The organism is Hymenobacter sp. DG25A, assembly GCF_001280305.1.
Lineage (GTDB): Bacteria > Bacteroidota > Bacteroidia > Cytophagales > Hymenobacteraceae > Hymenobacter.
In genome coordinates this window covers 2,847,510-2,865,448 of record NZ_CP012623.1, presented here as the reverse complement: position 1 = coordinate 2,865,448, position 17,939 = coordinate 2,847,510, and the positions used below count along the sequence as shown (strand labels likewise).

Below are 17,939 nucleotides of genomic sequence, written 5' to 3'. Positions count from 1 at the left end.
AAGATAGAAGCGTGAAGTACAATCTCCCCCACATGCGCCCGTTGTTTCACTTTCTGCCGTGGCTGTGTGCCATTGGCCTGCTGGCCGGCTGCAGCCGGGATACTTCCTCCTGTGAGCTGGACCCGGCCGTAGCGCGGGTAGAAGCCCCGGTACATATAGAGGACCTGACGCGCCCGTTCTTCCAGATTAAGACGCCCGCCGATGCCAAGCGTTTTCTAGCGGCCGAGCCCCTGTTTGCCACTCATTTCCTGCTACGCCGCCAATACCCCTCCGACGACGTGCTGGCCCAGCGCCTGACGCAGCTGGCCACCAACGAGGGACTGCAGAAGCTGGGCCGCGAAACCGAAGCCGCGTTTAAGGATACCGCGGCCCTGCAACGCCAATTGCACCAGGCTTTCCAGCACGTGCGCTTCTACTTCCCCGATTTCCGGGTGCCGCCCGTTAAAACTTTTGTGAGCGGCCTGAGTCAGGACGTATTCGTGAACGACAGCCTGCTGGTGCTGGGGCTCGATTTTTTTGTGGGCCCCAAAGCCAGCTACCGGCCCAACGTGCCCGAGTACATTGTCCGCCGCTATACGCCGGAGCATTTGTTGCCTACCGTGATGCTGGCCGTCTCCAGCAAATACAACCGCAAGCAGCTGACCAACCAAACCATGCTGGCCGAAATGGTGCAGTTTGGCAAGGCGCTGTACTTCGCCGAAAAAATGCTGCCCTGCACCCCCGATTCCCTGCTGATTGGCTACACGGCCAAAGAAATAGAGGGTGTACAGTACAACGAAGGCAAAGTGTGGGGCCATTTCATTGAGAAAAACCTGCTGTACAATACCACGCCCTTCGTAATTCAGAAGTACGTAGGCGAGCGGCCCGACGTACCGGAAATCGATAAGACGGCGCCCGGCCGCATAGGAGCATGGGTTGGCTGGCAGATTGTGCGTAAGTATATGGCCGAAAATCCTAAGGTGACCTTGCCGCAGCTTATGGCCAACCGAGACGCGCAGCAGATCCTTAACCAGTCGCGCTACCGCCCACAGAAGCGGAAATAGCGGTATGGAAGATGTAGCGCGAAGCTCCAGCTTCGCGTACGAGCAACGCGAGTTCCCACGCGTCTGCATACGCCGGCCACTCGCTTCGCTCATGCACGAAGCTGGAGCTTCGCGCTACTGTGGGCGCTACTGAATTCGCTACTGAATTTATGCACATTCTCGTTTTCAGCCAGTACCACACCAACCCCGACTGTCCGGCCACGAGCCGGCATTACTCCCTGCTGGCGCATATTGCCCGGCACCACCGCGTTACGCTTATTACCACCCGCACCTGGGAGCAACAGCGCCTGACGCAGGAGTTTCCGTGGCTACCGGAAGGCGTTGAGATGCGCGCCGCCGATATACCGTACCACAACCGCATGGGGCCGGCGCGGCGGGTGCTGGCGTTTGGGCAATACGTAGCCTATGCTTATCGGGAAGGACTGAAAGTGGACAAGCCGGATGTTATCTGGGGCATTTCCACGCCGCTCACGGCCGCCTGGGTGGCGGCCCGGGTAGCGCACCGGCGCCGGGTGCCGTGGGTATTTGAGGTGCAGGATTTGTGGCCGTCCTTTCCTATTGCTATGGGGGCAGTGCCTACCGGCTGGGCCCGGCAACGGCTCTTTGCGCTGGAGAAAAGCCTGTACCAGAGCGCCACCCATATTCTGCCGCTTTCGCCGGATATGACGCGCTACATTTCCGATTTGGGAATACCGGCCGCCAAGGTAACTACCGTACTCAACGGCACCGACCTGGACTTGGCTGCCCGTGCTATGGATGCAGCAGTGGCTATGCTGCGCCAGGAGCATGGGCTGGAAGGCAAGCAGGTGGTCTTGTATGCCGGTACGTTCGGGCGCGCTAATGACATTCCTACCTTGGTAGCTGCCGCCGAGGAGCTGGCGGCTCAGAATCCGGAGGTATGCTGGCTGTTTATGGGCCTTGGTTATCATGAGCCGCTCATACGGGAAGCGGCGGCGCGTTGCCCCGCTATTCGGCTGGTGCCGCCGCAGCCAAGGCATGCGGTATTTGCATGGTTTCGGTTGGCGGCAGTATCAGTAGTTTCGTTTCTGGAGATGCCTGTACTGGATGCCAATTCCCCCGCTAAATTCTACGACAGCCTCGCGGTAGGCACCCCAGTGATTGTCACCAACCAGGGCTGGACTAAGGCATTTGTAGAGCAGCACGGAGCCGGTTGGTTTGTGCCGGCCGGGCAGCCTGATGTCCTGGCTACCAAGCTGCTGGAATTGCTCGCGCAGCCAGAAAAGCTGCAGGCAGCCGGCCAACGTGGCCAACAGGCAGCCCGGCAATTATTTGACCGCCAGCAAATTGCTCACACGGTTGAGCAGGTGCTGGAAAAGGCGGCCACCCTGCGCTAAAGCGTTGTGCTGCTTAAAGCTACTTTTATACTAAGTTGTACTAATCAGAAGATTTATTCGGCAGTTCCCTCGGTTTCCAGCTGTTCTGCAGTGTTTAGCCCGAGGGCGGCGGTAGGCTTTACTACCTTCTGGTAATAGGCGCAGATTTCCGTGAGTGGACAGATGCCGCATTTGGGGTGGCGCGCCACGCAGATGTAGCGCCCGTGCAGGATCAGCCAGTGGTGCGCTTTGTTCACCAACTCTTCCGGGATATACAGTACCAACTCTTTCTCCACCGCCAGTGGGGTAGTAGCCGTTTTGCTAACTAGTCCAAGGCGGTGCGACACCCGAAAGACGTGCGTATCCACAGCCATAGCAGGCTGGTTGTAAATCACGGACATGACCACGTTGGCCGTTTTGCGGCCCACGCCGGGCAGGCGCTGCAAATCTTCCAGCTGGCTGGGTACTTCGGAGTTGAACTCCTGCACCAGAAGGCGCCCCAGCCCGGCCAGATGCTTGGCCTTGTTGTTGGGGTAGGATACACTCCGAATGAAAGGGAAAATTTCCTCCACAGAGGCAGCCGCTAGGTGGGCAGGTGTGGGGAATTGCTCGAAAAGAGCCGGCGTGACCAGGTTCACGCGTTTGTCAGTGCATTGGGCACTGAGCACCACGGCCACAATCAGCTCGTACGGGCTACGGTAGTGCAGCTCGGTTTCGGGGGCGGGAAAGTGGGTGGTGAAGTAGTCCAGAAAGCGGCGGTACCGCTCGGTCTTACGCATAAAAAAAGAAAAGCCGCGCCCTTAGGACGCGGCTAAAAACGTACGCGAATACTGCAGAATAGATTGAGTTGTACCAGCACTGGGCGTGCTGCGCACGCCATCTAGCACCCGCTGGGCTAGCAACAGATCGGCGCACTGGCCCGCCAGTTCGGCATCGTGGGTCAGGGCTTGCTCCAGGCCGGCTTGCTCATCAGCCGGCAATTCGTTGTACACGTACCGGAGCAGTTTCTCTTGGGTAAAGGTTTTGATCATAGAAGACAGGATGTGCGGCCATTTTCTTCCGCAGATTGATCAGCGCGTAGCGCATACGCCCCAGCGCCGTGTTGATGCTCACCCCTGTCGCGTCCGCAATTTCCTGAAAGCTCATGTCGCCGTAGTGGCGCATCACCAGCACTTCTTTCTGCGCGGCGGGCAGGTCTTGTATTAACTCCCGCAGCCGGCTATAGGTTTCCTCCCGGGTGAGGCTGGCCTCCACTCCTTCCTCGGCGTGCGAGAGGGAGTTGAAAGCGTGGCTCGAGGTGTCGAGATTGAGCAGCGGGCTGCGCTTCTCCCGACGGAAGAAATCAATGGCCAGGTTGTGGGCAATACGGCCAATCCACGACGAGAACTTGCCTTCCTCGTTGTAGCGGCCGCTTTTCATGGTATGGATAGCCTTGATAAAGGTGTCCTGTAGCAGATCCTCGGCTACGGCTTCGTCCCGCACGATTAACATAATCGTGGTAAAGACGCGGCTTTTGTGCCGGTTCAACAACAGTTCGAAGGCTTCTTCTTTTCCGTTGATATAGAGCGAAATCAACGCGGAGTCGCTCGGCTGCATGGTTTCCATAAAGGCTACGAATAAGGGAACGTAGAGCTTTAAGCCATATTGTGCAGCTAGAGGATAAAGAAGAAAATTAGGGGATTGGCGGAGATGTCTCCTGACCAAATGTAAAGAACCAATCGCCCAAACACAATGCCAGATAAGAATAAAAGCAGAAATTTTTCACATGTTCCTGAACCGGTGCAATTGTTCAGTTTTGCTTTCTATCAGCTTAAAATACTCAAAAAAGGAATGGAAGCAAATAAAAAAGCCCGCTTATGGCGGGCTTTTCAGTGTTGAGAGGGGCTGCTTATGGCTTGGCTGGAGGTGCCAGGGCATTGATCTGGGCATCCAGGCGGGCGGCTTCCGGGGAGACGGGCACGGCCTGGGCAGTGCGCTGCGCGAGGCGGTCGGTGAGCTGCTCCAGCAAGGCGGCTTTGCGCTCCAGGCGCTGCAGGGCGGTAGCGGCCTCGGCGGGTACGGCATTGGGCAGACTAATCACGGTGCCGGTGTAGCCGGTAACCATTTGATCCAGCTGCTGAATGGTGGCCGCCGTCAGCATATCATCACTCAGGCCCACAATCTCGCCTTGCATATTAATAGCGCGCCCATCGGGCAGCTGCTGGCGGGTGCCGTTGGTGGTTACTACATGGCCATCGGGGTAAACAGTGGTGCCGTTGGTTAGCTGGAAGGATGAAGTCAGGCGGGTGATTTTACCGCTTTGGATGCGCATCATTACCCCCTTGCGGCGAAAGGCGCCATCCTTCAGGGATACGCGCACGGCTTGCTGGCCCTGGGTGGTGGGTTGGGTTTGGGCGGAGGCAGCGGTGTTCAGGCAAAAAACTGCCAGAAAGCCAAGGATAGTAGTGCGTAGCATAGGAAAGAGGAAGAACGGCAGACAATAAAAAAGCGAAACCGGGCGGATTTCGCTTAGTACGCAAACCAGTGGAATAAGTCGAATCAGGCAACTTGTTCCTGCTGGCGGGTTTGGCTCAGCCACTCGGTTGCCTGCCGCTCATCGGTAAACACCCGGGCCAGGCAATGGCCCTGATCTTCCGCGAACCAGTCCGGCTGTAGCTGCAACTGTTCCAGATGATCGGGCGAGATGAAATAAGACAGGTAGATGCTGCCCTGCAACTCCCAGGCCGCGTGCGGGAAAAAGGTTTGCTGCACCCACTGCACCAGCTCGGCGCTGACGGGGCCGCGGCGGCGTAAGTCCAGCAGCCAGTAGCGCACTTTATGCAGCGTAGCCACCGATAGCAGCTCATTATAGCCCTGCTGTAGTTCTTCGGGCGTGGCTGCCCGCAGCCAGCGGGCCACCAGCACCGGAGTAGCAGGCTGATGCGTGAGGGCAAGAAAATCGACCATAGCAAAGCGCAGTTAGCTGTATCTGACAGGCCAACGGGCAGAAAAGGGCAGCAGGAGCACCCTATGCCAGAAGACATCGGTAAGAGAAGTGGCAGCTAGGTGGAGGGAGGCGGTGGCGCCGTGGTAGCGTCCTATAAGGAAGGGCAGGTACCTGAAAAAGTGGCCGCACCGGCAGAGCAGGAAGAATAAGTCAATGATACACAGAATACTCAGCTATGTCAAGCAGCAGGAATAAGCGGCCCTTATTCTGTACTTCTGCGGCGCGTTTCGGCTACCTTTGCCGGCTCTGCGAATACCGTTATGACATCCTCCTCCAGCTTTCCGCCCGCCCGGCCGCACGACCCATATGCAGCCCTGCGCGTTCCTGAATTTCGGCGCCTGATTGGGGCCCGCGTGTGCCTGGTAGTAGCTACCCAAATGCAGGCGGTGGTAGTGGGCTGGCAGATCTATCAGCTCACCAAAGACCCCCTGGCGCTGGGCCTTATTGGCCTGGCCGAAGCCGTGCCCAGCATTGTGGTATCGTTGTACGCCGGCCACCTGGCCGACTCTGTACGCCGCAAGAATATTATTCTGGCTGCCGTGGTGGTGCTGCTGTTCTGCGCGGCGGCGTTGCTCTCGTTTACCCGCCCGGAAGGCGCCGGCTGGCTGCTGCGCTATCATGCCCTGCCTTTATACGCCGTTATTTTTACCAGTGGGCTGGCGCGGGGCTTTCTGGGGCCCGCTTTGTTTTCCTTTATGCCGCAGCTGCTGCCCGACCGGGAGCGGCTAGCCAATGCCATAACCTGGAACAGCTCTACCTGGCAGGCCGCCGCGGTGATGGGCCCGGCCATTGGCGGGCTGATCTATGCCAAGCTGGGTATTTCCGCCGCGTACATGACCGATGTAGTGCTGACCACTCTTTCCCTGGCGCTATTTCTGAGTATTGCCGGGCGCCCGCTGCCGCCCATAGAAGGCCAGCGCTTGGGGCTAAAGGAAAGCGTGCTGAGCGGGGTGCAGTTTATCTTTCAAAACCAGATTGTGCTGGCGGCCTTGTCACTGGATCTGTTTGCCGTGCTGTTTGGTGGTGCGGTGGCGCTGCTGCCCATTTTTGCCGATGAGATTCTGCACACCGGCGCCGAGGGGCTGGGCTACCTGCGGGCCGCGCCGGCCGTAGGCTCCGTGCTGATGGCGGTACTGCTGACGTACTTCCCGCTGCGCCGGCACGCTGGCCGCAAGCTCCTGTGGGCGGTGGCGGGCTTTGGTGTGGCTACTATCCTGTTTGCGCTGTCCCGCAACTTCTGGCTGTCCCTGATGCTGCTGTTCATGACGGGCATCTTCGATTCTGTGTCTGTGATTGTGCGCTCCACACTGCTGCACACCTTCACGCCGGAGTACATGAAAGGGCGCGTTTCGGCGGTAAACAACATCTTCATCGGCTCTTCCAACGAAATAGGCGCCTTTGAGTCGGGGGCTACGGCGCGGCTGCTGGGCACGGTTACCTCAGTGGTGCTGGGCGGCACCATGACGCTGGTGGTGGTGGCCGTAACGGCCTGGCGCGCCAACCAGCTGCGCGAGCTGGACCTATCGCCCAAACAAGAAACCGAGCCGGTGCAGGCCTGATAAAGGCACAAAGGAATCCGGGAGGCAAACTCAGCCTGGGGTATTGCAGAAAGTAGCCGCTCCTAAAACCAAAATGCTCCGGCAGCCAGACTGGCTGCCGGAGCATTTTGGTTTATAACTCTCCTGGCTTACCGGCTGGCGGTTTTATCGGGGGCGGGCTTACGCAGCGGCGCCGCCAGCTTGGCTTTAATAGGAGCGGTGAAAGAGGTTCTGGTTTTGGTGCGGTTTTTAAGCCACGTATCCATCGTAGCCAAAGCCTTGGGCGCAAACACCGGCTGTTGCTCGTTATTGATCAGGGCCCATTCGCTGCGGTCGGGCTGGAACAGGTGGTTTACCCCGGGCAGCTTCACTATCGTGACTTTGCGGCTGTTGCGGAGGCCTTTGTGCAGGAGCGAAAGGTTTTTGTTGGCCATCACCTGCAGGTCGGCGGTGCCGTTCATGGCCAGTACCGGGCATTTCACGCTGTGGAGCTTGGAAACCGGGTTGAAATCTAGGTAGTAGCGGTACCAGGGCGAGGTCAGCTGCTCTACGCGGGCCTGCACCATGGTAAAAGCCAGGTCGTTATTAATCTGGCGCAGCAGCACGCCCACTTTGGCGCGGGCCAGTTTATCGTCGGGTGTCTGGCGAATCACGTTCACCATCTGATTATCCAGGGCCAGGGCTGATTTCACCTGGTTGGCATTGGCACCAATCAGCCGCAGAATTTCTACCTGCTGCTGCTGCATTACGGCTTGCCCGGTTTGGCCGGAGCCCGCTAGCGACACCACAAAATCGGGGCCTTTGGGCTGCGCCGCGGCCAGCAGGGCAATGTTGGCGCCTTCGCCGTGCCCAATCAGACCTACTTGGTTTTTCTTTACCCGGTAGTGAGCCCGCAGAAAGCCCATGGCGGCCTGCGCATCTGTCACCAGGTCGGCGGTGGTGGCGGAGTAGTATCGGCCGTTTGACTGGCCCACGCCCCGGTCATCGTAGCGCAACACGGCAAAGCCCTGGCGCGTGAGGTAATCGGCCAGAATAGCAAACATGCGGTATTGCTCCTGGGAGGCGTCGCGGTCCTGGGCACCCAGGTCTGATACCAATGCCACGGCCGGGAAGGGGCCGGCGCCGTTGGGCATGGTGAGCGTAGCACCCAGACGAAGCTTAAACGGCTTATTGGGTACAATTACCTCTTCGCGTCGGTAAGGCGGAGCCGCTTTAAAAGCCGCGTTGAGGATGGAAGTAGAAATACGCTTGAGCACCAGCGGACCTGTAATGCCCGGCTGCTGCCAGGTGCCCTTCATCTCGGTGCCCGCCATATTCAGCTTGCCTGTGAAGCGGCTGCCGGCCTGGTCTATCTTCAGCAGCACATCCTGGTTGGTTAAGGATGCCTTCATGGGCATGCGGCTGATTTTCTGCTTTGGAATATCCAGCGCCGCATAATAGCCGCCGGTAGAAAGCGGAACAATAGTCACAATCATCTCCATCTCCGTGCCCGCCACTTTCAGCATTCCCGACCATTGGCCGTTGAGCTTGGGGTCTTCGGGGCCGGCCAACAAAATACCAGGCATTAAAACCAACAGCACAAGGGCGCAGAACCTGCGGAGGAGGAGTAAGCGTGTATTCATAAAGTGCTATGTAAGGTTGTTGATATGGCGGATGGGTGCAGGTGAAGGTTGAAATCTAACCATTTTTTTAATCCGCAATCATCAAGCCATTTTAAGCCGCCTGGGCCTGCGCCATGCTTATCCGGCTGATGGCGTGGCAGGGAATAAAGGTGGGCTTAGTAAGGATTGGAGCAGGAGCAGCGGAAAGTCCCGGTGCTGCACCGTCACTTAACGGACTAAAAATGAAGGAGGGAGCTTCTGTAGGTACACCCACAGAAGCTCCCTCCAGAGCAGTAGTCTTACGTGACAGATTAACGCAAAAGCCGCTTAACGCTTAGTGTGCTCCGTGACCCAGTCGCCGATAATTTTTAGGGCGGTGGGTGAGAAGGTTTCTTCCAGCTGTGCGTATTCTCCCACGCCGCCGGTGTTGGCGGTCTGGAATAAATGATTCAGGCCCGGCAGCTCTTTTACCGTTACGTCGCGGTTGGGCACGGCCTTCAGGGTTTTCTCAATAGCCGGCAAATTCACGGACGAGGCTACCTGCAGGTCTTTGCTGCCGCCCAGGGCCAGTACCGGGCAGCGCACAGCCTTCAGGGTTTTCTGCGGGTTGTCGTTCAGCAGATAGCGGTAGGCCGGCGTAACCATGAGGGTGGCCTGGCCCTGGGCTACGGCTTTAATCTGAGCCGCTTGCTCGGGAGGCAGGTCAATGGGGGGGATGAGGGCGGCCACCAGCTGGGCCTGGGCAGCATTGTTATCCGCAACGCGCTGCACAATGCCGAGCAGGTTGCGCTGGCGCTGTTCTACCCCGGCCAGAATTTTAGGGTTGGTAGTCTTGAGGCGAGCCTGATCCAGGGCCTGGCGGGTTATTAAATCGGGGCCGGGCACGCCGGGCGTGGCCAGCAGCACCAGAAAGGCCGGGCCCTGGGGCTGACCGGCGGCGGCAATGGCGGCTGTACCGCCTTCGCTGTGCCCAATCAGGCCCAGCTGCTTGCCATTGATTTCACGGCGGGTACGCAGAAAGGCCAGCGCCGCCTGAGCGTCGGTGGTGTAGTCGCCGGCGGTGGCGGTTTTGGCGTTGCCGGTAGACTGGCCCACGCCCCGGTCATCAAAGCGCAGTACGGCAATACCGCGCCGGGCGAGATAATCAGCTATTACCCGAAAAGGGCGGTGGCCGAAAACGGTTTCGTCACGGTCCTGGGCGCCGGAGCCGGAGAGCAGCACCACGGCCGGGAATGGCCCCGCCCCGGGCGGCACCGTGAGCGTGCCGCCCAGCGTGACGCCGCCCGTGCGGTTTGTAAATTTCACTTCCTCCTCCCGGTAAGGGAAAGGGGCTACCGGCTCTTGAGGGCGGTTTTGTTTGGCGCCGGGCCGTGCGGAAGTAGCCGGGGCCGCCGCGGCCGGTGGCGTGGCTACCGAGCTGCGCACCAGCGTGAGGGGTAAGCGGGCATTATTCTGGCGCCAGAAGCCCTGCATCTGGCGGCCATCGGCGCTGAGCCGGCCGGCATAGCGGGCTTTGATGGTGTTGATGGCGAGCAGCATACTATCCCCGCGCACTATCACTTGGTCTACCAGAATGCCGGTTGCGCCCTGGCTGGGCACATCCAGCGTGGCTGAGCGGCGGCCGTTGGCCTCCTGCATGGCAATCAGCAGCGGCAATGCGCCGCCATTGGGCAGTTTCAGAGTGCCGGCCCATTGGCCCGCCAGCCCGGGAACCCGCTGCCCGAAAGCCGCCGAAAAAGAAATCAATAGAAGCAGGCAGGCAGAGAAGATAGAACGCATAAGCTGGTACAGCACAAGATGAGTGCCGAAAATTACGGTGTGCTGGTACAACGTTGGGTAAGGAGGCTCTGTTCCGAACAGGAAAATAGAAAGAAGGGTAGCCAGGATTGCAGATGGCAACAAGACCTGTCACGGCGAGTGTAGTTGAGACATGTTGCGTGGGGGCGTAGTAGGAAAATTACCGTCATGCTGAGCGGAGCCGAAGCATCTCTACCACTCCGTTGGCTTACTACCACAACGTCAGCACGCGAGATGCTTCGGCTCCGCTCAGCATGACGTTCCTTTTTCAACCTAACGACCATTACCAGACAACCTGGTAGCTTGCAGCTTATCATAAGCTGATAATTCTTGCTATGCGTCCATCTATTCTTCGTTCCCTGAGTGCAGGGTTTGCTTTTCTCCTGTTAAGCAGCCTCACGGGTTTTGCTCAGACTTCGCAGGTGCCGGCTATCAATCCGGCCCAATGGGCGGAGGAGCTGCGCGCCTTTGCCCGGCAGGACAGCCTCACGCCGCCTCCTCGCAAGCCTATTCTGTTCTATGGCAGCTCGTCTATCAGGAAGTGGGAAACGCTGCCGCAGGACTTCCCCGGCCGGCCCGTGCTCAACCGCGGCTTCGGAGGCTCCCGCTTTCCCGATGCTATTTACTTTTTCGAGAAGCTGGTGGTACCCTACCAGCCGCGACAGGTACTGCTTTATGAGGGCGACAACGATATTAACGCCGGGGCTACGACGCAGGAAGTGTATGCATCGTTTCTGGCGTTTGAGAAGCTGATGCGCCAGAACAAAAAGCTGCGCCGCGTGCCCGTCGTGTTCCTGTCCATCAAACCCAGCCCCTCGCGCTGGGCGCTTTATCCCAGGATGCAGGAGGCCAACGCCCTCATCCGCCAGTACATTGAGCAACATCCCAAACGGCTTACATTCGTGGATGTAAGCACGCCTATGCTGGGCCCAAACGGCAAGCCCCGCCCGGAGCTTTATATATCAGACAGCCTGCACATGACCCGCGCCGGGTATGAGATTTGGACGCGCGTGGTAGCGCCATATTTGAAGAAGTAGATTTATCAGACCACAAGTGCCAGCTACACAATGCGCGCGGCCAGGCTTTCAAAAAACGGCATCCGGCGCTTTTGGGCAAACCGGCTGATGTGCTGCCGGATCTTGGCAACTGCCGACGGGTCGGGCGGGCCGGCTACGGCAAAATGTAGGCTCGCCAGCCAGCAATGCACCTGATAGTAGTCGCGCAGCCAGGCGTGGGTAGTCAGCACGGCGCCCAGCGGTGCCGAATCCCAGGTGGTAGCAGTGCCGGTACGTAGGGCAGCTACTGCCTGAAAAGCCCGCATTAGCTCGTTAAAAACGTTGTGTTCGTAATGCTGCAGAGTGGGATAAGCTTCCAGCGTAAGCGCTATCCAAGCGGCTAGCGGCTCAAACTGATTAGTCAGAAAGAGGGACTCCGCCACCAGAAAATAATAACCAGCGGGAAAGTAGTTGTAAAAGGCCGGTAAGCTGTCAGCATCCGCGGTGAGAACGGGAATCTGAGCCGCCTCATCCAGCAGCCGCGTCCACAGCGCTGTCGGCATTGGCTGTGTGGGGGCATTATACCAGGTAGCTACAACTTCGGCAAACGCCCGACGGCCGCGCGGGAAGGGATGCGTATCGGGCGGAATGGGGAGAGCCAGCAGATGCTGCAAACGGGCCTGCCACGCAGGTTCATCTTCGGCCAGAAACTCGCCCAAAAACAACACGCTGTTGCCGTAGAGCTGGGCTTCGGGCGTTTTTTTGTGGCGTAAATACTCCCGCACCACCTGGCCGTAGGCGCCATTGAGATAAGCCAGGTCCACATAGCTTTCCACAAAGTATTCCTGCCCGGCCGGGTGGGCGGCCAGGCGCAGGGCCAGGGGATTGGCCGTGAAATCACCGGTGCGGGTAATCTGGCCCAGAAAGTAGCCCATTAAAAGCCGCTCGGCATGCTGCAGCCGGGGAAAGGCCAGCAGCTCAGGAATGTCCGGAATAGCATCTGCGGCGGTACCGGGCGTGAAGGTGCCCGTTACGAAAGCTTCAAAATCGGTGTGGCCGGCGTAGCGGGCCAGGGCATCGAGGGTGTGCAGGTGGTAGCCGCCGGTTTTCTTCACCAGCCCAAAAAAACGGCGCAGCGTATTGGCGCTCAGGCGGCCGTCCTGGGGTTGGGCCTGGGCAATGGAAGCTTCCAGGGCTTCGCAATGGCTGGGGTAGCGGATGGGCTGGCCAAAGCGGGTAGCTACTGCCGCGCAAAGGGCGGCTTGCTGCGTAGCAGATATAACGGGCATAGATAGAACACTAAACAGTAACGAAGGGCCAAAAAAAGAAATTTTTGGCCTTTGTACCACGCTTGGGAAGGCTGCACTTTTGTATAGTGCTATCAGACAGCTTATTCAGTTACCCGGGCTACGAAAGAATACAAACCTTATTGACTTGATTATTACTAAAGTATCATTACACCTATGCAAATAAAAAGGGGCCGCGGCAGCGGCCCTTTTTTGTTGTATTTCCGGCCGGGTTATGTAGCCGCCGAGGCCTTATGCGGGAGATTTAAAAGATCCGCCCTGTTACCTGCGCGGGGCTGGCTTACCGCTTTGCGGCAGACTCATCATCAAGGATGGGCATGAGTTACGCTGCTTTAAACTCGTGCGGGTAGGGGAGTCATCGTTAGCCAAGTAATTCCATACATAATGGCTTGCAGGCTAAGAGCAATGAGCAGTCCGAGCAAAGCGCCTCTTTTAAATTTATTGATGAAGTCCATGCCTTTGTAAGGAAAAGCAGAAATGATAAGTCCCAGAACAAATCCCACGAGAGATGTCAGCCCCAATGCTGTAGTCACAGCAAGTATAAGCTTATTGTCATCTGGGCTGCCACCTACAAAGTCATATACCGCATAGAAAGCAATGATATTGAAGAGAATTACTGCTAATACAAATGGGAGCAGCTTTTTTTCCTGCCGAAGAACTCGCTCCTCATTGTCAGATAAATCAGTCAGCGGTGATGCTGTAGTGAGAAGCACAATAATTCCAATCAGTCCAGCTACCCCAACTATTAGTACCAAACCCCTGCCAAAGGCATCTGTCACGTGGCAAAAAATTGATAGAATGATTGCTGAGAGCATAAATGCTGTGTCCTTTCTCATGGTGTCATTAAATGGCTACTAACATCTAGGTGCAGTCGCTCGGCTGTGCCGAGTGACCTATAAGTCAGAGCGGCTCTGCCGCGAGCGTCCCGCGCCATGTGGGTCAGCGCCTCAGCCGGATTCGCAGCATAGCTGCTCAAGCGCATTAGTCACTCGGCACAGCCGAGCGACTGCAGGGGGCTCAGCATTGCTTGGTGAGGTAATTACTACTTAGCCTTTATGCACGTGTTTTATAATAGCAGGCAAGTTTCCGATGGGTGAAAACCAGCCATTAAGCTCATTGAATCTTAAGCCATATACGCCTTGCGAAGCGAGAGCCAGAAGGTAGTCAATGGCTCTTTGTGTATCCGTGGATATAACCATGACGTTGCCACTTTCATCGACAAACCCGCCGTCTTTTACAGTTCTCCCATACTCCTGCGCTCTTTGCCTATCAGTAAATAAGAATACCCAAGGCTTGTTATCAACCATTCCCACGGCCGGTTTTCTGTCTTCAATATTGGCCGTTTGTTGCGTTATAAAATGCCATTGAGGCAAACTAAGGGCAGCTTTCCACAAAGCGGAAAGGTCTTCATTTCTTCCAGAGCTTTTTGCTTTTTCCAAGAGAAGGTCAATATCGTTGTGGGCAGACGAGTTCATAAGTCCTTTTTAGATTACTGTCGAAGCACTTTCTGCGGTTGGGATACCTTCATGTAGCGCATTTAGTTGTCTGCGCTTCGTTGCGTTATGATTCTCGCGCTACATGAACGTAGCCGTTCGTTGTTATTTATTTGTCCACTACATAACTCAGTTCTGTTACTCCGCAAGTGAATTGTTGGGTGGTCAATAGCTTAAGTTTTATTTTGTCCTGGACGTTGGTAAACAAGGGAATGCCCTGGCCCAGAATTATAGGATTCACAAACAGCCAGTAGCCGTCAATTAAATTCTGTTGCATCAGGGAGTGGGTGGCCGTTGGGCTGCCAAACAGCAGGATGTCTGTATCCCCCTGCTGTTTTATTTCCTGTAGGCTCTCCGCGAGGTTACTATTAATAATGGTGGTGTTCGGTAAATCCGCGCCTTGCATGGAGTTGGATACAACCACTTTGTGCACGTGGTTATACCACGTTGAGTGGTCAATGTCGTGCTGGCTAGCATCGGGCTCGTTTCCCTGCTTTGGCCAGTAACTCTCCATCATCTGATAGGTTGCCCGGCCATAGGCTGCCGTGTCGGTTTTGCTTATCCGCTTATCGATATGAGCGAAGATTTCTTCATTCACGGTAATCCAATTCATTTCTCCGTTCGGCCCTGATACAAAACCGTCCAGGGAGATGTGCATAAATGAAATTAGTTTTCTCATGTGCTTGTAAGTGGTGTAGTTGTCTGTGCGTGGTGACGGTCTTTTTTACAAGGATTGATACTATGTGGTAGTACCACTGGTGCCCAGTGAAGTACCAGCACATGCCTACGCAAGGTAATAGCGTTTCCCAAACCAACAGTAGCCAAATAACCACCCCGCGGCGGACTGTGCAGGTAGTGCCGAGAAGCCTGCCACTACCAATCCAACCGCCCCCGCCGTACCTTCGCCTGACCAAACCGCACTAGCCGGAAACCAAACCCCGGCCTGCGGCTGTTTACCCGTTCTATGGCCGACAATTCCGCTCTGCAAATGGCCGCTCCGGCAGCCGACCCCATTGACCAGCTCGACCCACGCGAGTTTATCCTGATAAAAAATGCCCGGGTTCATAATCTCAAGAACCTGAGCGTAGCGCTGCCGCGCAATAAATTCATTGTCGTTACGGGCCTCTCGGGCTCGGGCAAGTCGAGCCTGGCCTTCGATACGCTCTACGCCGAGGGCCAGCGCATGTACGTGGAAAGCCTCTCATCCTACGCCCGCCAGTTCCTGGGCCGCATGGATAAGCCCGATGTAGACTATATCCGGGGTATTTCGCCGGCCATTGCCATCGAGCAGAAGGTCAGCATCAAGAACAACCGCTCCACGGTAGGCACCAGCACCGAGATTTACGACTACCTCAAGCTACTCTTCGCCCGCGTAGGCCGCACGTTCTCGCCCATCAGCGGGGAGCAGGTGCGCAAGGATAACGTGGCCGATGTGGTGGATTACCTGTTCCGCCTGCCCGGCGGCACCCGTATTATGGTGCTGGCGCCTCTGATGCCCTCGGAAGCCGGCCGGCCCATGAGCAAGGAACTGGATTTGCTGCTGCAGAAAGGCTACAGCCGCGTAGTCGTAAACGGCGAAACATCCTTCATTGAAGAGCTGATTGCCGAGGGCCAGCCCGAGGTGAAGGGCGACGTGTTCATCATGATTGACCGCGCCGTGATTCAGCCCGGCGACGAAGACCTGATGTTCCGCCTCTCCGACTCCGTGCAAACCGCTTTCTTCGAGGGCCACGGCACCTGCATCATCAAGCTCGATGAGGAAACCCGCACCTTCTCCGACCGGTTTGAGCTGGACGGTGAGGTGTTTGAGGAGCCCAGCGTCAACTTCTTTTCCTTCAACAACCCCTACGGTGCCTGCCAGACCTGCGAAGGCTTTGGCTCGGTGCTGGGCATTGATGAAGACCTGGTAATTCCCGACAAAAGTCTCACAGTGTACGAAGGCGCCATTGCCCCCTGGCGCACCGACAAGCAGAGCGAGTGGCTGAAGCCCCTGCTCAAAAATGGCATCCGCTTCGATTTCCCCATTCACCGGCCCTATAATGAGCTGAGTGAGGCCGAGCGCCTGCTGCTCTGGAAAGGCAACAAGTACTTCGACGGCCTCGACGACTATTTCAAATGGGTGTCTACCCAAACGCATAAAATCCAGTACCGCGTGCTGCAAAGCCGCTACCGCGGCCGCACCACCTGCCCCGACTGCCGCGGCACCCGCCTGCGCAAAGACGCCCAGTACGTGAAAATCAGCGGCCAGAGCATCACCGACCTGGTGCTGCTGCCGGTAAGCAAGGCCCTGGAGTTCTTCCAGAACATGAATCTGGACGAGCACGACGCCAAAGTGGCCGAGCGCCTGGTAACGGAAGTAACCAACCGCCTGGAGTACCTCAACCGCGTGGGCCTGGGCTACCTCACCCTGAACCGCCTGAGCAGCACACTTTCCGGCGGCGAAAGCCAGCGTATTTCGCTGGCAACCTCGCTTGGCTCGGCGCTAGTGGGCTCCATGTACATTCTCGATGAGCCCAGCATCGGCCTGCACCCAAAGGATGCTGAGCAGCTGATTGGCGTGCTGCGCTCCTTGCAAAAGCTGGGCAACACGGTTATTGTGGTGGAGCACGAGGAGAAAATCATGGAAGAGGCCGACCAGATCATCGACATCGGCCCCGAAGCCGGCAGCGGTGGCGGCCACCTCATGTTCCAGGGCACTTACGAGGAGATTCTGAAGGACACCGCCACCTACACCGGCCAGTACCTGAGCGGGAAAATGGAAGTGGCCGTGCCCAAAACGCGCCGCCCCTGGCGCAACGCCCTGGAGCTGACGGGCGCCCGCGAAAACAACCTCAAGAACGTATCCGTCAAGTTTCCGCTGAATGTTATGACGGTGGTAACGGGCGTATCCGGCTCGGGCAAGTCAACGCTCATTCGCCGCATTCTGGCGCCCGCGCTCATGAAGCAGCTGGGCGGCGGAGCCGGCGAGGCTACCGGCAAGTTCGATCGCCTCATGGGCGTGAGCGGGCAGGTAACGCACGTGGAATTCGTGGACCAGAACCCCATCGGTAAGAGCAGCCGCTCCAACCCAGTGACCTACGTGAAGGCCTACGATGCCATTCGCAGCCTGTTTGCCGATCAGCAATTGGCCAAGGCTCGCGGCTTCAAACCGTCACACTTCTCCTTCAATATTGATGGCGGCCGTTGCGAGGTGTGCCAGGGCGAAGGCCAGGTGAAGATTGAAATGCAGTTCATGGCCGATATCTACCTGACCTGCGAAGCCTGCGAAGGCCGCAAGTTCAAGCAGGATGTGCTGGACGTGAAATACCAGGACAAGAGCATTAATGAGGTGCTCGAAATGACCATTGAGGACAGCATTGAGTTCTTCAAAAACCAGCTGAAAATTGTGGAGCGTCTCCGGCCGCTCGATGATGTAGGGCTGGGCTATATCCGCCTGGGGCAGTCGGCCAACACGCTTTCCGGCGGCGAGGCCCAGCGCGTGAAGCTGGCCTCCTTCCTGACCAAGGGCGCCACGCTGCAGCAGGATAAGATTCTGTTCATTTTTGATGAGCCCAGCACCGGCCTGCACTTCCACGACATCAATAAGCTGATGACGGCCCTAAATGCGCTGGTAGAGCAAGGCAACTCGGTACTCATCATCGAGCACAACATGGACATCATCAAGTGCGCCGACTGGATTATCGACCTCGGCCCCGAAGGCGGCATCAACGGCGGCCACCTGCTGTTCGAAGGCACGCCCGAGGAGATGGCCAAAATCAAGGACAGCAACCACACGGCGCGCTTTCTGGCGGAGAAGCTGTAGCAACAGCTTCTGGCAGCCTGTCTGGTACAAAGGGCACCCGCAT

The 17,939-nt window shown here is 57.3% G+C and carries 16 protein-coding genes; 5 read left to right on the top strand and 11 right to left on the bottom strand.

The window, feature by feature from the left end:
- Positions 1-32: 32 nt before the first annotated feature.
- Both gldB and AM218_RS12260 read left to right on the top strand, forming a co-directional pair.
- Positions 33-1,043: a gliding motility lipoprotein GldB gene (gldB, locus tag AM218_RS12265; RefSeq protein WP_231717483.1), complete on the top strand. Its 1,011-nt coding sequence runs from the start codon at positions 33-35 to the stop codon at positions 1,041-1,043.
- A 149-nt stretch (positions 1,044-1,192) separates the two neighbouring features.
- Positions 1,193-2,398, top strand: a complete 1,206-nt coding sequence (locus AM218_RS12260) for a glycosyltransferase family 4 protein (protein ID WP_054414118.1) — start codon at positions 1,193-1,195, stop codon at positions 2,396-2,398.
- A 53-nt stretch (positions 2,399-2,451) separates the two neighbouring features.
- Here the strand turns inward: AM218_RS12260 and nth are convergent, their stop codons facing one another.
- From nth to AM218_RS12235, 5 genes are all read right to left on the bottom strand, one after another.
- Positions 2,452-3,156 carry an endonuclease III gene (gene nth / locus AM218_RS12255; protein WP_054414117.1) on the bottom strand — a complete coding sequence of 235 codons (705 nt, stop codon included), beginning with the start codon at positions 3,154-3,156 and terminating at the stop codon, positions 2,452-2,454.
- 21 nt (positions 3,157-3,177) lie between these two features.
- Positions 3,178-3,369, bottom strand: a complete 192-nt coding sequence (locus AM218_RS12250; protein WP_231576213.1) for a hypothetical protein — start codon at positions 3,367-3,369, stop codon at positions 3,178-3,180.
- Positions 3,347-3,982, bottom strand: a complete 636-nt coding sequence (locus tag AM218_RS12245; RefSeq protein ID WP_054414116.1) for an RNA polymerase sigma factor — start codon at positions 3,980-3,982, stop codon at positions 3,347-3,349. The genes AM218_RS12250 and AM218_RS12245 overlap by 23 nt, the downstream gene beginning before the upstream one ends.
- A 283-nt stretch (positions 3,983-4,265) precedes the next feature.
- Positions 4,266-4,832 (bottom strand): DUF6799 domain-containing protein, encoded by a 567-nt coding sequence (locus AM218_RS12240; protein ID WP_054414115.1) that lies wholly within the window; start codon positions 4,830-4,832, stop codon positions 4,266-4,268.
- A gap of 83 nt (positions 4,833-4,915) precedes the next feature.
- The gene (locus AM218_RS12235; RefSeq protein WP_054414114.1) at positions 4,916-5,323 is read right to left on the bottom strand and encodes a hypothetical protein; all 408 of its coding nucleotides are present in this window, start codon (positions 5,321-5,323) and stop codon (positions 4,916-4,918) included.
- 300 nt (positions 5,324-5,623) lie between these two features.
- Between AM218_RS12235 and AM218_RS12230 the strand changes: the two genes are divergently transcribed.
- Positions 5,624-6,922 (top strand): MFS transporter, encoded by a 1,299-nt coding sequence (locus tag AM218_RS12230; protein ID WP_082318211.1) that lies wholly within the window; start codon positions 5,624-5,626, stop codon positions 6,920-6,922.
- A 128-nt stretch (positions 6,923-7,050) separates the two neighbouring features.
- Here the strand turns inward: AM218_RS12230 and AM218_RS12225 are convergent, their stop codons facing one another.
- Together AM218_RS12225 and AM218_RS12220 are read right to left on the bottom strand one after the other, a co-directional pair.
- Positions 7,051-8,466, bottom strand: coding sequence for an alpha/beta hydrolase family protein (locus tag AM218_RS12225; protein WP_054414113.1), 1,416 nt, complete (start codon positions 8,464-8,466; stop codon positions 7,051-7,053).
- A gap of 363 nt (positions 8,467-8,829) precedes the next feature.
- On the bottom strand, positions 8,830-10,281 hold the full coding sequence (locus AM218_RS12220) for an alpha/beta hydrolase family protein (protein WP_071843912.1): 1,452 nt from the start codon (positions 10,279-10,281) through the stop codon (positions 8,830-8,832).
- Between the two features lie 353 nt (positions 10,282-10,634).
- Here AM218_RS12220 and AM218_RS12215 point away from each other — a divergent pair, with 353 nt between their 5' ends.
- Positions 10,635-11,336 (top strand): SGNH/GDSL hydrolase family protein, encoded by a 702-nt coding sequence (locus tag AM218_RS12215; protein WP_071843778.1) that lies wholly within the window; start codon positions 10,635-10,637, stop codon positions 11,334-11,336.
- A 23-nt stretch (positions 11,337-11,359) separates the two neighbouring features.
- Here AM218_RS12215 and AM218_RS12210 read toward each other — a convergent pair whose 3' ends face one another.
- From AM218_RS12210 to AM218_RS12195, 4 genes are all read right to left on the bottom strand, one after another.
- On the bottom strand, positions 11,360-12,583 hold the full coding sequence (locus tag AM218_RS12210; RefSeq protein WP_054414111.1) for a hypothetical protein: 1,224 nt from the start codon (positions 12,581-12,583) through the stop codon (positions 11,360-11,362).
- A gap of 350 nt (positions 12,584-12,933) precedes the next feature.
- Complete coding sequence (locus tag AM218_RS12205; RefSeq protein ID WP_054414110.1) at positions 12,934-13,437, bottom strand: hypothetical protein; 504 nt, start codon at positions 13,435-13,437, stop codon at positions 12,934-12,936.
- Between the two features lie 210 nt (positions 13,438-13,647).
- Positions 13,648-14,076, bottom strand: a complete 429-nt coding sequence (locus AM218_RS12200) for a hypothetical protein (protein WP_054414109.1) — start codon at positions 14,074-14,076, stop codon at positions 13,648-13,650.
- Between the two features lie 127 nt (positions 14,077-14,203).
- Positions 14,204-14,773 carry a dihydrofolate reductase family protein gene (locus AM218_RS12195; RefSeq protein ID WP_054414108.1) on the bottom strand — a complete coding sequence of 190 codons (570 nt, stop codon included), beginning with the start codon at positions 14,771-14,773 and terminating at the stop codon, positions 14,204-14,206.
- A 285-nt stretch (positions 14,774-15,058) separates the two neighbouring features.
- On the opposite strand from AM218_RS12195, the gene uvrA reads away from it, so the two are divergent.
- Positions 15,059-17,896: an excinuclease ABC subunit UvrA gene (gene uvrA, locus AM218_RS12190; RefSeq protein ID WP_054414107.1), complete on the top strand. Its 2,838-nt coding sequence runs from the start codon at positions 15,059-15,061 to the stop codon at positions 17,894-17,896.
- Positions 17,897-17,939: the final 43 nt, after the last annotated feature.

Coding starts and splice junctions, on each gene's coding strand:
- gldB (WP_231717483.1), top strand. CDS start 33: ATGCGCCCGTTGTTTCACTTTCTGCCGTGGCTGTGTGCCATTGGCCTG.
- AM218_RS12260 (WP_054414118.1), top strand. CDS start 1,193: ATGCACATTCTCGTTTTCAGCCAGTACCACACCAACCCCGACTGTCCG.
- nth (WP_054414117.1), bottom strand. CDS start 3,156: ATGCGTAAGACCGAGCGGTACCGCCGCTTTCTGGACTACTTCACCACC.
- AM218_RS12245 (WP_054414116.1), bottom strand. CDS start 3,982: ATGGAAACCATGCAGCCGAGCGACTCCGCGTTGATTTCGCTCTATATC.
- AM218_RS12240 (WP_054414115.1), bottom strand. CDS start 4,832: ATGCTACGCACTACTATCCTTGGCTTTCTGGCAGTTTTTTGCCTGAAC.
- AM218_RS12235 (WP_054414114.1), bottom strand. CDS start 5,323: ATGGTCGATTTTCTTGCCCTCACGCATCAGCCTGCTACTCCGGTGCTG.
- AM218_RS12230 (WP_082318211.1), top strand. CDS start 5,624: ATGACATCCTCCTCCAGCTTTCCGCCCGCCCGGCCGCACGACCCATAT.
- AM218_RS12225 (WP_054414113.1), bottom strand. CDS start 8,466: ATGCCTGGTATTTTGTTGGCCGGCCCCGAAGACCCCAAGCTCAACGGC.
- AM218_RS12220 (WP_071843912.1), bottom strand. CDS start 10,281: ATGCGTTCTATCTTCTCTGCCTGCCTGCTTCTATTGATTTCTTTTTCG.
- AM218_RS12215 (WP_071843778.1), top strand. CDS start 10,635: ATGCGTCCATCTATTCTTCGTTCCCTGAGTGCAGGGTTTGCTTTTCTC.
- AM218_RS12210 (WP_054414111.1), bottom strand. CDS start 12,583: ATGCCCGTTATATCTGCTACGCAGCAAGCCGCCCTTTGCGCGGCAGTA.
- AM218_RS12205 (WP_054414110.1), bottom strand. CDS start 13,437: ATGAGAAAGGACACAGCATTTATGCTCTCAGCAATCATTCTATCAATT.
- AM218_RS12200 (WP_054414109.1), bottom strand. CDS start 14,076: ATGAACTCGTCTGCCCACAACGATATTGACCTTCTCTTGGAAAAAGCA.
- AM218_RS12195 (WP_054414108.1), bottom strand. CDS start 14,773: ATGAGAAAACTAATTTCATTTATGCACATCTCCCTGGACGGTTTTGTA.
- uvrA (WP_054414107.1), top strand. CDS start 15,059: ATGGCCGACAATTCCGCTCTGCAAATGGCCGCTCCGGCAGCCGACCCC.